16 protein-coding genes and 1 pseudogene are annotated in these 17,347 nt (G+C 39.9%); 15 read left to right on the forward strand and 2 right to left on the reverse strand.

What is annotated here, in order from left to right:
* The first annotated feature begins 31 nt into the window (after nucleotides 1-31).
* From WA1_RS31305 to WA1_RS31335, 8 genes and pseudogenes are all read left to right on the forward strand, one after another.
* The gene (locus WA1_RS31305) at nucleotides 32-994 is read left to right on the forward strand and encodes a glycosyltransferase family 2 protein (RefSeq protein ID WP_017740359.1); all 963 of its coding nucleotides are present in this window, start codon (nucleotides 32-34) and stop codon (nucleotides 992-994) included.
* A gap of 139 nt (nucleotides 995-1,133) precedes the next feature.
* Nucleotides 1,134-2,162: a glycosyltransferase family 2 protein gene (locus WA1_RS31310; protein WP_017740358.1), complete on the forward strand. Its 1,029-nt coding sequence runs from the start codon at nucleotides 1,134-1,136 to the stop codon at nucleotides 2,160-2,162.
* Nucleotides 2,163-2,179: 17 nt separating this feature from the next.
* Nucleotides 2,180-4,324: a VPS10 domain-containing protein gene (locus WA1_RS31315; RefSeq protein ID WP_017740357.1), complete on the forward strand. Its 2,145-nt coding sequence runs from the start codon at nucleotides 2,180-2,182 to the stop codon at nucleotides 4,322-4,324.
* A 73-nt stretch (nucleotides 4,325-4,397) separates the two neighbouring features.
* The gene (locus WA1_RS31320; protein ID WP_017740356.1) at nucleotides 4,398-5,240 is read left to right on the forward strand and encodes a WecB/TagA/CpsF family glycosyltransferase; all 843 of its coding nucleotides are present in this window, start codon (nucleotides 4,398-4,400) and stop codon (nucleotides 5,238-5,240) included.
* Between the two features lie 1,237 nt (nucleotides 5,241-6,477).
* A complete protein-coding gene (locus WA1_RS31325; RefSeq protein WP_017740354.1) occupies nucleotides 6,478-7,173 on the forward strand; it encodes an acyltransferase in 696 nt (231 codons plus the stop codon).
* Between the two features lie 108 nt (nucleotides 7,174-7,281).
* Entirely contained in the window at nucleotides 7,282-7,986 is a 705-nt protein-coding gene (locus tag WA1_RS31330; protein WP_017740353.1) for an acyltransferase, read from the forward strand.
* Nucleotides 7,970-8,110, forward strand: a pseudogene (locus WA1_RS53490) (IS607 family transposase); the annotation flags it as partial. The gene WA1_RS31330 and the pseudogene WA1_RS53490, both read left to right, overlap by 17 nt.
* A gap of 66 nt (nucleotides 8,111-8,176) precedes the next feature.
* On the forward strand, nucleotides 8,177-8,860 hold the full coding sequence (locus WA1_RS31335; RefSeq protein ID WP_017740352.1) for an acyltransferase: 684 nt from the start codon (nucleotides 8,177-8,179) through the stop codon (nucleotides 8,858-8,860).
* Nucleotides 8,861-8,968: 108 nt separating this feature from the next.
* Here WA1_RS31335 and pirA read toward each other — a convergent pair whose 3' ends face one another.
* Nucleotides 8,969-9,124 (reverse strand): arginine synthesis PII-interacting regulator PirA, encoded by a 156-nt coding sequence (gene pirA, locus WA1_RS58285; RefSeq protein WP_017740351.1) that lies wholly within the window; start codon nucleotides 9,122-9,124, stop codon nucleotides 8,969-8,971.
* A 144-nt stretch (nucleotides 9,125-9,268) separates the two neighbouring features.
* Between pirA and WA1_RS31340 the strand changes: the two genes are divergently transcribed.
* The 7 genes from WA1_RS31340 (at nucleotide 9,269) to WA1_RS31370 (ending at nucleotide 16,875) form a co-directional block, all read left to right on the forward strand.
* Nucleotides 9,269-10,045, forward strand: a complete 777-nt coding sequence (locus WA1_RS31340; protein WP_017740350.1) for an SAM hydrolase/SAM-dependent halogenase family protein — start codon at nucleotides 9,269-9,271, stop codon at nucleotides 10,043-10,045.
* A 91-nt stretch (nucleotides 10,046-10,136) separates the two neighbouring features.
* Nucleotides 10,137-10,796 carry a DUF2301 domain-containing membrane protein gene (locus WA1_RS31345; protein WP_017740349.1) on the forward strand — a complete coding sequence of 220 codons (660 nt, stop codon included), beginning with the start codon at nucleotides 10,137-10,139 and terminating at the stop codon, nucleotides 10,794-10,796.
* Between the two features lie 338 nt (nucleotides 10,797-11,134).
* Nucleotides 11,135-11,776, forward strand: coding sequence for an IS607 family transposase (locus tag WA1_RS31350; RefSeq protein ID WP_017740348.1), 642 nt, complete (start codon nucleotides 11,135-11,137; stop codon nucleotides 11,774-11,776).
* A complete protein-coding gene (locus WA1_RS31355) occupies nucleotides 11,777-13,384 on the forward strand; it encodes an IS200/IS605 family accessory protein TnpB-related protein (protein WP_017740347.1) in 1,608 nt (535 codons plus the stop codon).
* Nucleotides 13,385-13,610: 226 nt separating this feature from the next.
* Nucleotides 13,611-14,729 (forward strand): DNA-processing protein DprA, encoded by a 1,119-nt coding sequence (dprA, locus tag WA1_RS31360; RefSeq protein WP_017740346.1) that lies wholly within the window; start codon nucleotides 13,611-13,613, stop codon nucleotides 14,727-14,729.
* A gap of 218 nt (nucleotides 14,730-14,947) precedes the next feature.
* Entirely contained in the window at nucleotides 14,948-15,838 is an 891-nt protein-coding gene (locus WA1_RS31365) for a DUF4394 domain-containing protein (protein ID WP_017740345.1), read from the forward strand.
* A gap of 443 nt (nucleotides 15,839-16,281) precedes the next feature.
* A complete protein-coding gene (locus WA1_RS31370) occupies nucleotides 16,282-16,875 on the forward strand; it encodes a DNA methyltransferase (RefSeq protein ID WP_017740344.1) in 594 nt (197 codons plus the stop codon).
* Between the two features lie 102 nt (nucleotides 16,876-16,977).
* On the opposite strand, the gene psb28 is transcribed toward WA1_RS31370, so the two are convergent.
* Nucleotides 16,978-17,346 carry a photosystem II reaction center protein Psb28 gene (gene psb28, locus WA1_RS31375; RefSeq protein ID WP_017740343.1) on the reverse strand — a complete coding sequence of 123 codons (369 nt, stop codon included), beginning with the start codon at nucleotides 17,344-17,346 and terminating at the stop codon, nucleotides 16,978-16,980.
* Nucleotide 17,347 lies beyond the last annotated feature (1 nt).

Consider the following 17,347-nt stretch of genomic DNA (forward strand, 5'->3'; position numbering starts at 1 on the left):
ACCAATAACCAATGACCAAGAGTAAAACTTTATGTCAATTGTATCTGTTATAGTTCCCGCATACAATGCAGAGCGCACAATCCTACAAACAGTTCTTTCCATTCAAAAACAATCCCTCTCTGATTTAGAAATCATCATTATCAACGATGGTTCAACAGATAAAACTGTAGAGTTACTCAATACAGTTCAAGACCCTCGCTTAAAAATTTTCAATTATGAAAATGGTGGGTTACCAGTTGCTCGCAATCGCGGTATTTCTCACGCCACTGGCGAGTATGTAGCATTTATTGATGCTGATGATTTATGGACACCTGACAAATTAGAAAGTCAACTAGCCGCTTTAGAAAAGCATCCAGACGCTGGAGTCGCTTACAGTTGGACAAGGTTTATGGATGAAAAAGCAGAAACTTACCATTTAAGTACTCCTATATATTTTGAAGGTGATGTTTATGCAAATTTATTAGTTTGGAATTTCATTGCGAGTGGCTCCAATCCTTTAGTGCGTCGAGAAGCAATTAAAGATGTAGGAGAATTTGATGCGACACTTCGCTCTGCTGAAGATTGGGATTATTGGCTGCGACTAGCACGGCGTTGGCATTTTGCTGTTGTACCTAAAGCTCAAGTTTTATATCGGAAGTCTTCCGGTGCGATGTCATCAAAAATAGATGTTATGGAGAAATATAACTTAATTGTCATTGACAAAGCATTTGAGAGAGCACCTTCACATTTACAGTATTTGAAAAAGCAGAGCCAAGCAGGTATATATCAATACATGGCACAGTTAGCTTTGATGTATGCTCCACCTCAAGAAAAATTTAAGCTCTCTTTTGAAAAGATACAAAATGCAATTAAATTATACCCAAAGTTGCTGGTACAAAAAAAGACTCAAATTTTAATGATCAAGTTACTACTCATCAAAATCTTCTCAGATCATCTGGCAACATTCCTAATGCAATCAATGAGTAAAATTCGTGCTACTCGACTCATAGATTAGGAGCAAAGCAAATTGAAAAAAACACCAAACAATGTCAATCTTCTTTTCTTCTTTCTTTGTGCTCTTTGCGTCTTTGCGGTTCATTTAAATAAGTAGTAATCTGGCAAAAATATTAACAACTAAAAATCAGGGGAATAACATGAAAAAAGTATCTGTCATTATTCCAGTTTACAAAGCAGAAAACTATATCGAAGGAACACTGCGATCGGTACTGAATCAAAGTCATCAAAATTTACAAATTTTAATTATTGATGATGATTCTCCAGACCGAAGTGTAAAGATTTGTCAGCAATTTACTGACCCTAGAATTAAAATTATTCATCAAAAAAATCGGGGATTAGCTGGTGCGAGAAATACAGGCATTCGTCATGCTCAAGGAGAGTATTTGGCTTTTCTTGATGCTGATGATTTGTGGTTAGCAGACAAGATAGAAAAACATATTGCTCATTTAGAATCATCTCCTGACGTAGGCATAAGTTTTAGCCGCTCTGCATTTATTGACGAAAAAAGCAATCCGTGGGGTCTGTATCAAATGTCCAAATTAAAAGATATTACCCCATTAGACTTATTCTGTCGTACCCCCATTGGTAACGGTTCAGCAGCAGTGTTTCGACGAGAAGTCTTTGAGAACATCAAATTTTTAGATAATCTTTACGGTTCAACAGAAGATTTTTATTTTGATGAAAACTTCCGTGAGTCTGAAGATGTTGAATGTTGGTTGCGGATAGCTATTCAAACAAATTGGAAAATTGCAGGAATTCCTCAAGCTTTAACACTTTACCGAGTCAATTCTAGCGGCTTGTCAGCTAACCTTAATAAAAAGTTAGAGTCTTGGAAGAAGCTGATTGAAAAAGTTCGTTCTTATGCACCAGAGCAAATAGGACAGTGGGAAAAGCCTGCTATGGCTTACCATCTCAGATACCTAGCTCGTAGAGCCGTGACTTTACAAGCAGGTGCTACATCTGTACAGATGTGGTATCAAGCGATATTTACTTACTGGCGCATTTTGATAGAAGAACCGCGACGTACATTAATTACTGGTATAGCTGCTTATTTAATTTGGCTTTTGCCTATACCTTTGTATACACAGATGGAAGGCTTGGCTCGAAAGGTAGCAGGAGTTATACAAAAGCAGCGCATTCTTCAAGAAGTGACCAGTGACCAGTAACCAGTGACCAGTGACAAATGACAAAAGCAATTGCTCTTATCGGGATTACTATTATGATTACACTGGGGCTTCAACAACTTAAGTCTCATCATGCTATTCTCAACTTCGTATCTTCAAAAGCCAGTGTCGCCAATCTCAAAGATTATAAAAAAGAGACTCTTTTAGGGACACAAAATGTGTCTTTAGGAGGTGGTGGTTATGTAACTGGTATTTATATTCATCCGAAAGAAAGAGATTTGGTTTATATTAAAACAGATGTTGGTGGTTTTTATCGCTGGAACCCAGCATCTAAAAGTTGGATACCACTTACTGAACATTTTCCACTGGCTCAAAGCAATTACTACGGAGGTGAGGCTTTAGCCCTCGATCCAAACAATCGGGATATTATTTATATTGCCGTTGGTAAATATACTGCTGACTGGTGGCAGTATAAAGGAACTATCTTCAAATCTACAGATAAGGGAAAAACCTGGACAAAGCTGAATCTAGACTTGAAGATGGGCGGAAATGAGGATATCAGATGGGCGGGAGAAAGACTGGTTGTAAATCCGTTTAATTCTCAAGTCCTTTTCTTTGGTTCGCGACAAGATGGGCTGTGGAAGTCTTTGAATGGTGGTAACACTTGGGAAAAAGTACAATCCTTCCCTGGAAAGCTCAAAAAGAATATTGGTATTACAGCCATTGCCTTTAACAGATATGAGTCTGGTATAGTTTACGCTGTTGCCTATGAAGACGGAATCTACAAGTCTACTGATACTGGTGTCACTTGGACTAAAGTCGCAGCTAGTCCTTCAAAGGTACATCGGATTGCGATCGCCAGTTCAGATGTTTTGTTAGTGACTCATAGTTCTGGTGTTAGTCAATTAACGAACAGTCGTTGGATTGACATTACACCTTTTAACAACAAACTTCCTTTTAATGCCATCAGTATCAATCCCAATAATTCCCAAGAAGTACTGGTGTCTACGTTTGTTGAAAAAGAAACTAAAATTTATCATTCATTAGATGGAGGAATGACATGGAAAGAGCAACAACGTAAAGCCAACAACACTGTTCCTTGGTGGTCTAACTATATAACCTCCAATCCTTCGGTGGCTGCTATTGAATTCGATCCTAAAGTTGCAAGTAAAGTTTGGCTGACTGATTGGTATGGTATTTGGCAGGCAGAAAATATCAATGCTAAACCAGTCGTCTGGACAAACTATCAGAAAGGACATGAAGAGGTTGTCACCTTTACATTGGTGTCACCCCCCAATGGAGCTTTACTCTTGAGTGGAGTGGCAGATGTAGATGGTTTTTACCACAATCAAGGGTTAGATGTTTACCCATCAAAAACTTTTGGCGAAACCGGACCTGCATTTCAGGATACTTACAGCATCGCCTATTCTGAAGCCAATCCAAAAAGAATGGCACGTGTTGGTGGCAATCGATTTAACAACACTTATTCAGGTGCAACTTCAGATGATGGTGGTTTGACGTGGAAGCAGTTTGGCTCTTTTCCAGAAAAGACTTTGCCAACACGGATAGCTATGTCTGCAAGCAATCCAAATCTCATGATTGTCACAGTGAGCGATGGTCAAGCACTGCGTACCATTGACGGAGGGAATTCTTGGAAACAAGTTTCTGGATTACCAAATGGTTTTTCTGGACCTTGGAACTGGGTGCAACCTCTTGTTGCCGATCCAGTCGATAGCGTGACGTTTTACTACTACGCTAACGGCAAACTTTACCGCAGTACTAATGGGGGTACATCTTTTGATGTTATTTCTACATCTATTCCTCATGCAGATTGGCATTCTTTAAAAGTATCTCCTGGAGTCAAAGGTGAATTGTGGCTTGGTATGGACGAGCAAGGACTTTTGCACTCAATGAATGGTGGTCAAACTTTTTCTCGAATCCCAGCAGTGAAAAGAACACATCTGTTTGCTCTGGGTAAACCTCAACCGAAAAGTAAAATTTCAACACTCTACTTGTATGGGGAAATTCATCAGATGGGTCAAGGAATATTCCGCTCTTTAGACAGAGGAAAAACATGGAAGAGAATTGGCGATCGCACCAAACCTATTGGCAATAATCCGAATATTATGGAAGCCAGCCGCCAGCAGTTTGGTTTAGTTTTTATTGGTACCAATGGTAGAGGAATCTATTATGGAACTCAGTGAGCAGTGACCAGTGACCAGTTAAATTTGCATTTTTTTACTACTAGATTGCAATTCTGTTTAACACTTAAAACCAATGATTACCCTATTTCAGTGTGCTCCCGTGCAACAAAAACAAATTCAATTGCTTAATGTAAACATACATAACATTACCCTTGAGGAGCTATTAAAAAAGCTTCGATTTGGTGGGCTTGTGTTTACTCCTAATGTAGACCACGTTATGAAGTTGCAGACAAATCGGGAATTCTATCGTGTTTATCAAGAAGCTGACTACAGAGTTTGCGACAGTCAAATATTAATGTATGCATCTAGACTTTTAGGTAACCCCATCAAGCAGAAAATTTGTGGTTCGGATTTGTTTCCAGCATTTTACAACTATTACAAACACAATAAGAACATCAAGATTTTTTTACTAGGTGGATTGGGAGATGTCGCACAAAGAGCACAGCAAAACATTAATTCCAAGGTAGGTCGGGATATAGTTGTCGCCACTTATGCACCTAGCTTTGGGTTTGAGAAAAATGAAGAGGAATGCCAAAAGATTGTCAATCTGATTAATGTATCAAAAGCTACAGTTTTAGCGATTGGTGTGGGCGCTCCAAAGCAGGAACTATGGATTTCTAAATATAGAAATCAATTAAAGAAAGTTAAAACGTTTTTCGCTATTGGTGCAACCATCAACTTTGAGGCTGGAGACGTGGAGAGATCTCCTAAGTGGATGAGTGAGGTAGGTTTGGAGTGGTTCTATAGACTTATAAGTGAGCCGAGGCGACTTTGGAAAAGATATTTGCTTGATAGTATTCCCTTCTTTTGGCTGATTGTCCAACAGCGATTTCACCTTTACAAAGATCCGTGGCTTGTTGAAACGACTTACGATCTTAGAATTCAAGAAGAAAGCAGATCCAATCTCTTAAATTGACTCAGGAGGTACATAACTGAGGATTTTGATTTCCAACGCAAATTATCTTGGAACACAGTAGCAAGAGCATTTGACCAAGCTCCCAAGCTGTAAAGACATTTTTCATAAGTCAAGCCGTTGAATCCCCCATTTGAACTCGAATTCGTCTGATTGCTTGAAACTTTTGCATAAAGTTGGTTAGTAGTTAGTGGTTAGAGCCAATGACAAATGGCAAATGACCAATAACCAAGCAAAATCAACTTTGAAAAGTTTGTTTGTATTAGCTGATATTTCCTATATTAAGATTAGTTGACCTTTAGTTACAACATTGTTGTAACTATTTTTACTTGAGGATAATTGATAACTAGAGTTCCGTAACATTTAGGGATTTTTTCTCAAAAATTGTATTAAAAAATACTTTTTTAAGAATTTATTTATAAATTCAGCTAAAAATTTATAAAGATTCTGCATGCTTTATATGAAATTTCTATTAAATATGTCAAAATTTAGCGATTTTCGGCTTGTAATGCATTAGGCTGGAAACCAAATACCTAAAGTTATAGTGTAAAAGCAAGTTGTCAAGTAGTGAGTTTGTGCAGAAAAGAGCGCAACTCTGAATTAGAAACTAGCAGGTTATTTGTATGTTCGGGCTAAGTTTTATTCTATCAACCCTCCAAACTCACACTCAGCAACCACTGCTGAAGGGTAAACTTTTTTTAGGATATAAGCTCGTACTTAAGATAGTTCCTGCTGTACGAATACCTGGTGGTTTGACTCCACCTTAGTTTAATAGATTTGAATTGCTCTCCTGGTAGATATTAAAGGCACGATTTTATACTATCCGTATCTTGCAGGAGAGATTATATATTTGAGTTTTGTTTCTTGGCTAACAAGATTCAGAAGTCTTTAGCGAAACCTGAGTTGATAGTGAAGTTATTACCTGAGTTCTTGAAGTAGCAGTATAAACTAAGGTTAGCTGCTATGCCAGAATCTGCGTTGGCAGCCTTTTCTCCCATACACTAGAGAACTTAAGTCTTCAAGGCTTTGCCCTTGATTGATTTAGTTGAAATATATGGACTCGGCATTTCTAGATTTTTTAGGACTGCCTCACTAACCCACTGCCTCACGTTTTGGCTAAAAAAGCCATTTTTTGATGTTGTGACGGTATGAAACGCGCTCAGATAACGAAGCTAAACAACAGTTTTCCAGAAATATTCTCAGGCTTAATTAACAGCATCCTTATTTAAAGGGAGTATACATGAATTCCGAACTTTTTGGTTCAAAATGGATACGTCTGCAAGAAGTTATAGTCGCTAGTTTACTAGGAGGTCTTCCAACAATTGCGTTGGGACCAAAGTTGCGAAATTTATTGTATCGTAGTACTTTCGCCCATATAGGCAACACTGTTTATATTCAAGAGGATGTTGAATTTCTTGGTACTTCTTGTATTGAAATAGGGAATGAGGTGTATATTTTCAAAGGTGTTCGTATAGATGGAAGAGGACACCAAAACAATCGAATTTCTCTGGACAATGCAGTCGCTATTGAGCGGAACACGACTATAGGTTGCTTGAACGACTCTTATATACAAATAGGTCAAGAAACTTTCATCGGTCCTGATGTATGTATTGCTGGACCTGGAGATATCAAAATTGGCAAGCGGTGTCTAATAGCTTCATACACAGGAATATTTGCCAATAATCATAATTTTACAGATCCTATAGAACCAATCAAATACCAAGGCATTTCTCGTAAGGGAATTGCGATCGAGGATGATTGTTGGCTGGGTCACAAGGTAACTGTATTAGATGGAGTAACTATCGGAGAGGGTAGTGTCATCGGTGCAGGAGCCGTCGTGACTAAAGATATTCCCCCTTATTCCGTTGCTGTGGGCGTTCCTGCACGGGTAATCAAAAGCCGAATTGGCAAGAAACTGGTCAATTCTAGTGACTAAGAAATTAGAAATGATGAATGATAAAATATAAAAATTTTTTATTATTCATATTTCATCATTTCCTCTAAGAAAACTTTTAGTAAGTCATCTATTTAGCGTAACCTCATCATGAAGCACCAACAATCTTTATCAAAGTGGAAGCGTATACAACAAAGTTTTTTAACTAACTTATTAGGTAATATCCCCACAAGGTTTGTGGGTGGTAACTTACGCAATCTACTGTATCGTACTATTTTTACCCGTGTTGGTAATTCAGTTTATATTCAACACGGCGTTATGTTTCTTAACACTTCTGGCATTGAAATTGGCAATGGGGTGCAAATTTTACAAGGCGCTCGTATAAATACAATCGGACACCCAAATAATAGAATCTATCTTGGAGATAGATGTGTCCTTGAGCATGGTGTTGACATTAGGGCAATGAATGATACTTGCATCCATATTGATGAAGGTACGTATATCGGTTCCTATGTTTGTTTAGCAGGTTCTGGAAACATCAAAATCGGTAAAAACTGTTTAATTGCAGCGCAAGTAGGGATATTTGCTAACAATCACATTTTTGATGACCCTATGCGAAATATTGAAGACCAAGGTGTCACTCGCAAGGGAATTGCGATTGGGAATGACTGTTGGCTAGGTCATGCGGTGACTGTATTAGATGGAGTGACTATCGGTGAGGGTAGTGTTATCGGTGCCGGCTCAGTTGTGACTAAAGATATTCCTTCCTACTCAGTTGCTGTAGGTATACCCGCACGAGTCATCAAAAGCCGAAAGTCCAAGGAACTTGTAAATTCTGGTAGTTATTATCAATAAAACCAATGAAGAAATCACTTTTGAGCAAGAGTTAGTACAAGACATGATTGAACTTATCACTGTGTTCTCAGCACGTTTATACGGTTCTCGTAGTAAGAAAAACAAGAAGTTAATTGACGGTTAAGTCATTAATTAAGAAACTGAACCTCATTGAGATTGCGTCCATCTACCTAGTAAAAAGTAAACAACTATGACAGTTCAAGAAGATCTCAACATTAACCAGCTGCCGTCTACCTCACCTACAGTTTTGTCACGGATAATAGAGTTGGCTGTAACTAATCTGATCGGATGGATTCCTCGTCCACTTGGTGTTCTGCTGCGACGACTGGCTTACCGTTTAATACTTGCTCGCGTGGGTCGGGGTCTTTATATTCAGATGGGAGTTGAGTTTCTTGGAGGCTGTTTAGTTGAGATTGGCGATGATGTTAAAATTATGCGAGATGTACGCTTTGACATGAGAGCGCCACACAGCTTACTACGTATTGGTAATAGAGTTTGTATCGATCGCGGTGTTGATATCAGAGCAACTGTTTCTCATTGCTCGATCTCAATTGGTGATAGTACCTACTTAGGACCTTATATCTGTATGTCCGGACCTGGTGATATAAAAATTGGCAAGGAATGCCTAATTGCATCCCATACAAGCATTTACGCCAACAATCACAGAGAGCATGGATTAAGCCGTGAAGGAATTGAAATTCAGGACAATGTTTGGATAGGTTCTGGAGTCAGGATTTTAGATGGAGTGACTATTGGTAAAGGAAGTGTAATCGGTGCTGGAGCCGTTGTTACCAAAGATATCCCTCCCTTTTCCATCGCAGTTGGAGTCCCTGCAAAAGTTATTAAAGCTAGTAAGGGAGTTGGCAGAGCTTGATGGTTTAGAATGGTCACTGGTTACTGGTCACTGTTAATAAACACGAAAACCCGCCTTGGCGGGTTAACACACAACAAAACTATGAACTAAAACAATAAAACTTTATTTTTAACTGAAATAGTTCATTTCAGCTTCCAATTGGCGAACTAAATTTTCATCGCCTTTGTCTCTGGCTACTTTTAAGCGATGCTCTAAAGTTCTTTTAATATTTAGCCTGTGCGTTTCTCGTGCTTGTTTTACGGATTCCAATCTGTTCCTGCTCATTTTAACCAATGTGCCTCTTTAATTTCTCCATTAAATGTCTGACTTTCCTAACATAGCAAATTTTTCGTAACTTTTGCTACAGAAAAACAAACTTAATATATATTATTAAGCGGCAATATCTTGCTGTGGAAGCTTTACAACCCCATGCTTACCTTGCTAACCGATTTTGGAACCCGTGATGTTTACGTTGGGGCAATGAAGGGAGTTATTGCCCAAATCAACCCACAACTTACAGTGGTAGACTTGACACATGAAGTTCCACCACAAGACATCGCGGCGGCTCGGTTCTGCTTAATGGATGCTTACCTCTATTTCCCAGTTGGTACAGTGCATCTGGCTGTTGTCGATCCTGGTGTAGGAAGTATGCGACGAGCGATCGCAGTCCAGTTTGCCAAAGGTTACCTAGTGGGACCCGATAACGGTATATTCGGTGGAGTTTTGAGTGAAAGCACAGCGATAGCAGCAGTAGAACTGACAAACTCCAAGTACTGGAGAACCCCTCAACCCAGCAGAACTTTCCATGGAAGGGACATTTTTGCACCAGTTGCAGCTTATCTTTCTTGCGGAGTACCCCTCAAACAGCTAGGTGAGCCAATCGCTCCAACAACTCTAGTACAATTGGATATCGCCAAATGTACGGCAACGGAAACTGGTATAAGTGGTAGTATTCAATATATTGACCATTTTGGTAACTTAGTGACTAACATTCCAGGAAGTGATGTGCTGGGCAGAAACTGGAATATAGAAGTTGCGGGAATAACTATTCCCAACTGTAGCACTTATAATGAAGTTAACGTTGGTGAAGCGATCGCACTTGTGGGCAGCCATGGTTGGGTGGAAATTGCTGTGAACAATGGGAATGCGCGCTCGCAGTTGCAGATAGAGTTGGGTGTAGTGGTGGTAGTCTATTTTGATTGTTGAAGAATTGAACCGCACCCTTAACGCGGATGTACGCGGATAAAATAGGATAGGGATAATTGGCAGTTATTTAAAATCTCGGATTTCAATTGCTATGGCTCAGCAAACTTTATCTGCACCGTCCGTTTATCAAGGTCAATTTGGGGAGTTTACGATTACTCAGAGCGATCGCACGGGTGTCATTGTCTACCGTACTGGGCTTATGGTAGCTGCACTCAGCTTTGCCACGGGTAGTGCTTTAGTTCTATTTAACCAGAACCCAGAAATTTTCCAAGTACTTACACCTTTATATGCCTGTTTCAGTCTGGCATTAGGTGTCAGCTTACTTACAATACATATATATATGGCAGTGCTGCACCGACTTTTACAAGTTTTTTGGGCAATTGGTAGTGTTGCTGCTATGGTACTAGCACTATATAGTATTGAGCCTTTAGCGGTAACTGTTTACACTCAACCATTGACTTTACTGGGAGTAGGCTTTACCTTTGTAGCGCTGACAGGAATTTATTTTAAAGAAGCGTTTTGCTTTAATCGTTTTGAGACTAAAATACTAACGCCAATAGTACCGTTGCTTCTGCTAGGACATTTAGTTGGGGTGTTGCCAATTTATGGGGAAAAAGTTTTATTAGGTATTTGGGCAACTTTATTCGTGGTATTTGCTGTGCGGAAGGTTGTGCAATCCATTCCTCCAGATATCGGGGATAAATCCGTGTTTGAGTATCTAAAAACTCAGCGATCGGCGCAACTTTCTTGACAGCTGATTCAACCTTTCCCAGAAAAATCCTGGGCGTTGCATAAAATGGGGATGAAGAATGAACCGCCAAGACGCCAAGAGCGCCAAGAATTAAGTTTTTCAACTGACAGAGAAAATAAAATCATCCCGCAAATATGCAACGCCAATTTTTGTTTAAGACCTACTAGTTAACTTTAATAGTACTGGAAAGGACAACACGAATGCCGGACTCTGTTCTACAAGTACTCTCCATATCCGAGTGCATGGGCTTGAAACTGTAAGATAATTATTAGACAAATATTGACATTGTTTCCGAAATAGGTAACTATAGAGGGGTAGTCTATATCAGTTGAGTTGATATGGAGAGTACATCAGAAGTGACGATTAGTATTGGAGATGCTGCAAAAGAATTAGGCGTTTCCACGAAGACTTTAAGACGTTGGGCTGATTCAGGAAAGATAAAGAGTGAACGTTCACCCACAGGTCAAAGAAGATTTTTTCTGGCTGATATTAAACGCATTACGCCAAGAGATCTAAAACAGCTAGATGAACGTATAACCATTAACTATGCTAGAGTTTCAAGCCACGACCAGAAAGCAGATTTAGTTCGTCAATCTCAAGTTTTAGAGGCTTTTAGCAGTGCTAATGGTTGGCAGTTTGAAACCATTCAAGATTTAGGATCGGGTCTGAACTACCAGAAAAAAGGACTTCAAAGACTTCTCAAACGCATAATGCAAGGAGATGTCAGCCGCCTTGTACTGACGCACAAAGATAGGCTATTGAGATTTGGTGCCGAGCTTGTATTTGCTATGTGCGAAGAATTTGAAACTGAAGTGGTCATTATTAATAAGACCAATGAAGAAATCACTTTTGAGCAAGAGTTAGTACAAGACATGATTGAGTTGATTACAGTATTTTCAGCCCGGTTGTATGGCGCTAGAAGTAAGAAGAATAAAAAATTAATCGAGGGAATATCTAATGTAATTGAGGAGGTGAAGTAAATGCCTCAAGTTTATCAAACATATGTGACTCAGATTGACAATAATTTAACGAATGAAACACACACGCTTGAGATGTTAGAACAGTTCTCACCAGTTGCAGCCCAGATGTCCCTTGTGGCGTTAGAAGGTTTACAAAGTGATATGAAAAAGGAGAAGTTAAACTCCCTAATTCAAAACACTTTTAAAGTAAACAAGCGTCATGCCAACAGTGTCATTAATTTTGTTACAGGTGAGTTGGAATCGGCTAAGGAGTCCCATAAAAGACATCTAAATACACTAGACGCCAAAATAAAATCAGTTAAGTCAGAAATTGAAAGGTTGAACAAACGACTGAAGAATCACAGGGAATATGCCCAAGCCGTAGAGAAACATAATTTAGCCATCAAATATCCTCAAAAAACTCAAGCTAGAAAACTGAAAAAAGTTCCTGTACTTAAGAAATTCCCTGAGTTTGATAACGCTTGTCCGATTAACGGTAAACCTCACGGTAAGACTTATTTGCAACTAGCTAAACAGCAATTACATCAGAAAAAGCGCCAATTGAAGATGTACTTAGACCGTAGAGCTAAAGTAATCCAACGAGGGGTCAAAGTAAATCTGGGGAACGTAGGAAAGGTAACATTTGTTGGGAGTACTAACGAAACTAACAGCAATCAAATATGTCAGCTAACACCTGATGTTATCCCAAGTCTAAGAATACGTGTCCCTTACTTTTTAGAGGCAACGTATGGAGAATATCTGACCTTACCACTTTACAAAATTAACAAGCAAGGATACAACAATATAGTTACCGCTTGGGCATTAAACAACGCTCTCACTTATGTATTTAGCAAAAATAAAAAAGGGAAGTGGGTAGTCGCTATTACTTGTTTAGTTGACTTTTCTATTACCAGTCATGATAAATATGCAGGTTGTATTGGTTTAGATATTAATCCCGGTTCTATAGGCTGGTGTGCAACCAACCGTCACGGCAATCCTGTAGCTTGGGGAAAAGTTAATTTAGATCTACACTCTTGTTCAACAGAACAAACAGAAGCAAGATTAGCTGATGCTATTACAGAACTGACATCTAGAGCGCTAGCTACTAAAAAACCAATTGTTATTGAGAAATTAGACTTCTCTCAAAAGAAGAAACAACTTCATAGCGGGCGCAAATATAATCGGATGTTATCAGGTTTTGCTTATGCCAAGTTCAAAGAATTGTTAAAAGCTAGATGCTTAAAACTCGGCATCAAAATTATTGAGGTAAGTCCCAAATATTCTAGCCAAATCGGCGTTGTCAAATATATGAAACGCTATGGTATGGGAAGCGATAGCGCCGCCGGTCTAGTTTTAGCGCGTCGCGGGATGAATATTTACTATGAGAAACTGCCAGCGAGATACGCCTTTCAGAGTTCGATTCAAACCGAACCTCGTCAGCACGTCTTTGCACACTGGCAGCGTTTCCATAAGCATTACTTGAAGCTAGGTTCTCGTAATGCTTGGTTCGGTTTACCTACTCTCACAGGGTCTGCGGGTGACGGCTTGGTGAACACCGGTTTTCTTGGGTTTCCAAAGCTTCAGCACAAGCATGGGAGTCCAACTCCTCATCCGTCTGTGAAGGTGTGAATCCTTCAAGGTAGGAGGAATTGACCGCTATTCCTCTGGTTTGTCCAACATTATCCACTTGTGGGTAACTTTGGGTAAACGTGATCGAGCGGCAAGGTATTACTATAACCCTGATGATGACCCCGATCTAACAGATGTGCAACGTCGTAGATTAAAAACTCCTAGTTTTTATCCCTGAGTCCTTTTTGGGAACAATAAACCCAGAGATGATGAGGATGGGCAATTGGTGGGACAAGAACGTGCGTATTGGGTAGCGTGGTCGCAAATTTCTGGAGTTGGTCCTATCCTGTTAGGACGGTTACAACAACATTTTGGCTCACTAGCAAGAGCTTGGGAAGCAACCGAAGCTCAGTTGAAAAAGGTAGAAGGTTTTGGTTTTCAAACATTATCTAAGGTTATACAACAGCGATCGCGATTGCACCCAGAAACATTTCTCGAACAACATCAACAGCAAAACCCTCATTTTTGGACACCAGCCGATCCAGAATATCCTCGGTTGCTGCTAGAAATTCCTAGTCCGCCCCCTGTTTTGTACTATCGCGGCGAAGTTGATTTGCTGGAAAATATTGGACAGAAACCAACAGTTGGTATTGTTGGAACACGCCAACCCTCAGAGTATGGTTTGCGTTGGACTCGTCAAATTAGTATAGCTTTAGCTAAAAACGGTTTCACAGTTGTTTCTGGTTTAGCAGACGGAATTGATACTGAAAGCCATAGCGCTACTCTTAAAGCCGGAGGACGTACACTAGCAGTCCTCGGTACAGGCGTAGATGTTGTTTATCCATCTAAAAATAAAGAACTTTACAAACAGATTTTGCCTAATGGGTTAGTTTTGAGTGAATATCCCTCAAAAACTCCACCCGATCGCACCCACTTTCCTCGTCGCAATCGGATCATAGCTGGTTTGAGTCGCGCTGTGTTTGTTATGGAAGCACCAATCAGATCGGGTGCTTTGATTACTGCTAGTTATGCCAATGAATTTGGACGAGATATTTACGCATTACCAGGAAGGTTAGATGACTACCCTTCCCAAGGCTGTTTAAAACTTATTAGCCAAGGCGCTGTTCCCATTCTTAAAGAATTAGACGAATTACTAAAAATGCTGGGAGCAATACCGGAACTTGATTCTGTTGAAGCAACCTCGCCACCTCAGCAGTTAAGTCTACCAGATTTGTCCCCAGAACTTCAACAGGTTATGAATGTGCTTTCTTCAGAGGCATTACCCTTTGATTTTATTGTTCAACAAACTGGTATGGCTGCTGGTTTAGTATCCAGCGCTTTACTGCAGTTAGAACTGATGGGTTTAGTTTCACAGCTTCCTGGGATGCGGTATCAATACCGTTAGTTGCAAAATAATCATACTCATTATCTAGTAATTTATCCGTAAGCTTCTCCTTATAATGAGTCTTTTTTAAAACTTAAGAAAATAATATAAATGTATTTACTTTTGTATCATTTATGTATAAAAATATTCTTGTTGAGGAGTACGGAAGAGATAGAATCACCACTTTCTCGTGTTTCTATTACTAGATTCGTCAAAATTACAATGTAAAAAGGTGTAATATGAAACTGAAAAAAGTCAGTAAATTTATTGTGGTTTTTACTGTAATAACCACTTGCCTAGGTTTCAGTGTCAACAAAAGTTCGGCTAACACTGCCGTAAAAACTGTTGCACAGACTATTGATAACTTTTTGGAACCAAAAATTGATATCGCTATTCCTGTACTGTTCACTGATATACCCGCCGTGAAATTTATTGGTTTAACCGCCAACAATACTTTAGTGAATATAAACCTGCGAGGAGTGAGTCAAGTCGTTCAAGTCACAGGAATTAACGGCAACTTACAAGCCATTGACTTTCGTCCAGCAAACCGTCTGCTCTACGGTGTTACAGACACTGACAATGTATATACTATTGACCCCGTCAGCGGTGTAGCTACGTTTGTGAGCAAGCTATCTAGTAGCTTTAATGGAGGATTTCAATCAGGGTTTGACTTCAATCCCGTACCAGACCGCCTGCGAATAGTCGGTAGCAATGAGCAAAATTTCCGTACTAACGTAGATAACGGTCAAACTATTGTCGATGTAAACCTGGCTTATGGTGCAACAGATGCCAATGCGGGAGTTGACCCCAACATTACCGCTGAAGCCTACACCAATTCCTTTGCTGGAACGACAACGACTCAACTTTTTGGCATTGACTACGACCTTGACGTATTAGTGTTGCAAAACCCACCCAATAATGGCACTCTCCAAACAATAGGCTCTCTCGGCGTCAACTTTGCGCCCATAGGCGGGTTCGACATCTTCACAGACGCACAAGGCAAAAATACTGCCTATGCAGTGTCTGATACAGTCCTTTACACCATCAATCTGTCCACCGGGGCTGCAACAAAAATCGCTAACGTACCTAGAGGTAACTTCATCGGTTTAGCTGTCACCTCCAACGACTGAAGTTTTAGCGCGGTGTAGTCGAGTGCTCTTTGCCTTTTAGGGACTTCTACGCCAGTCCAATAGTCAAAAAGTAGGCAAAAAACCCGGTTTCTCTTTGTGGTCAAGCTTGATATCTCGTATGCTCAACTTGAAGAAACCAGGTTTTTGGGATTACTAGACCGATGCTCTAGAAAATAAATTGTCCCAAAAAAACAAGAGACAGCATTTTTTCAATAATAATCATTAAAGGAGTGGGGAGAAAGCAGTTGCCGTCGGTAACCGCTTTCTCCCCACTCAAGTATGTATGAAAAATCTACACACCTCAGTTTGTTGAGTGGTAACATACTGAGCCATCAACGCGCACCTTTACCGCGCTGACTGCAAAAGAGCGTCTAATCTTAAAGGATTTTTTTATAGAATGGGCAAAGTTAGTAGTTCGTGTACTTCGACCGGGCGGTCATGTTTTGATCGCAAGTAATGCTTTTCTTTCCCAGCTAGTTTTCTCTGCTTTAGTTGAAGGGGGATTGGAGTTTCGTGGGGAATTAATTCGCCTTGTGAGAACACTTCGTGGCGGAGATCGACCCAAAAATGCTGAAGATGAATTTCCATATGTCTCCTCTATGCTGCGAGGCTGTTATGAACCTTGGGGCGTTTTACGAAAACCCATACCGTTAGGAATGAAGTTAAGTGACTGTCTCCGACAATTCCAAACTGGTGGGTTAAGACGAAACCTAGACGGTACACCATTGGGTGATGTAATTCCTAGCGAACGGACTTCTCAACAAGAAAGAGCTATTGCTAATCATCCAAGTCTTAAACCACAGTCTTTTCTTCGGCAGATTGTTTATGCAGCGTTACCTTTGGGTGAGGGCGTAGTTGTAGATCCTTTTACGGGTTCTGGTTCAACAGTAGCAGCAGGGGAAGCTATTGGCATCTGCTGCATTGGAGTTGAGCGGAATTTAGAGTATTACGAGATGAGTCGGACTGCTATTCCTAAATTAATAACTCTAGAAACTCCAAAACAGCAAATGAACGATTTGCAGCTAACGTTATGGTAACTGGGAATTTTGATAAATCCAGTTAGACATCATTTTTTGATAACCAGATTTGGTAACAGTAGCAGTGATTGTGCGACGGTGTACTTTTTCTATAGCAATGGTTTAAGACTCTCCGTAAACCAGGCCGTTGGCTTCACTGTAACGTTTCATAAAGCGCATAAACCTTTGCCATTGATCTTCTTGCTCTATTTCAAATTTACACTCTACTCTCTGCAATTCATCTCCTTCTGCGCCTCCAAAAATAAATTGAGTCGAAGAAGGTGTGACACGAATTTCTCCTTCTTCATCAGTTAATAGCATCGAATTCAAAGATTGTTTTGTGAAGCTATTAAATCCATTCAAAGCTTTCACTTGCTTAAAAAGCATCACAACTATGCGGTTACCAGAACGAAGGTTACGACGCAGACTGACATTGTTCAGTTCTTCAAAAATGCCAGCAAAAAATTGAATGGACGGTGTTTTAGAAGTCATG

Source organism: Scytonema hofmannii PCC 7110, assembly GCF_000346485.2.
Lineage (GTDB): Bacteria > Cyanobacteriota > Cyanobacteriia > Cyanobacteriales > Nostocaceae > Scytonema > Scytonema hofmannii.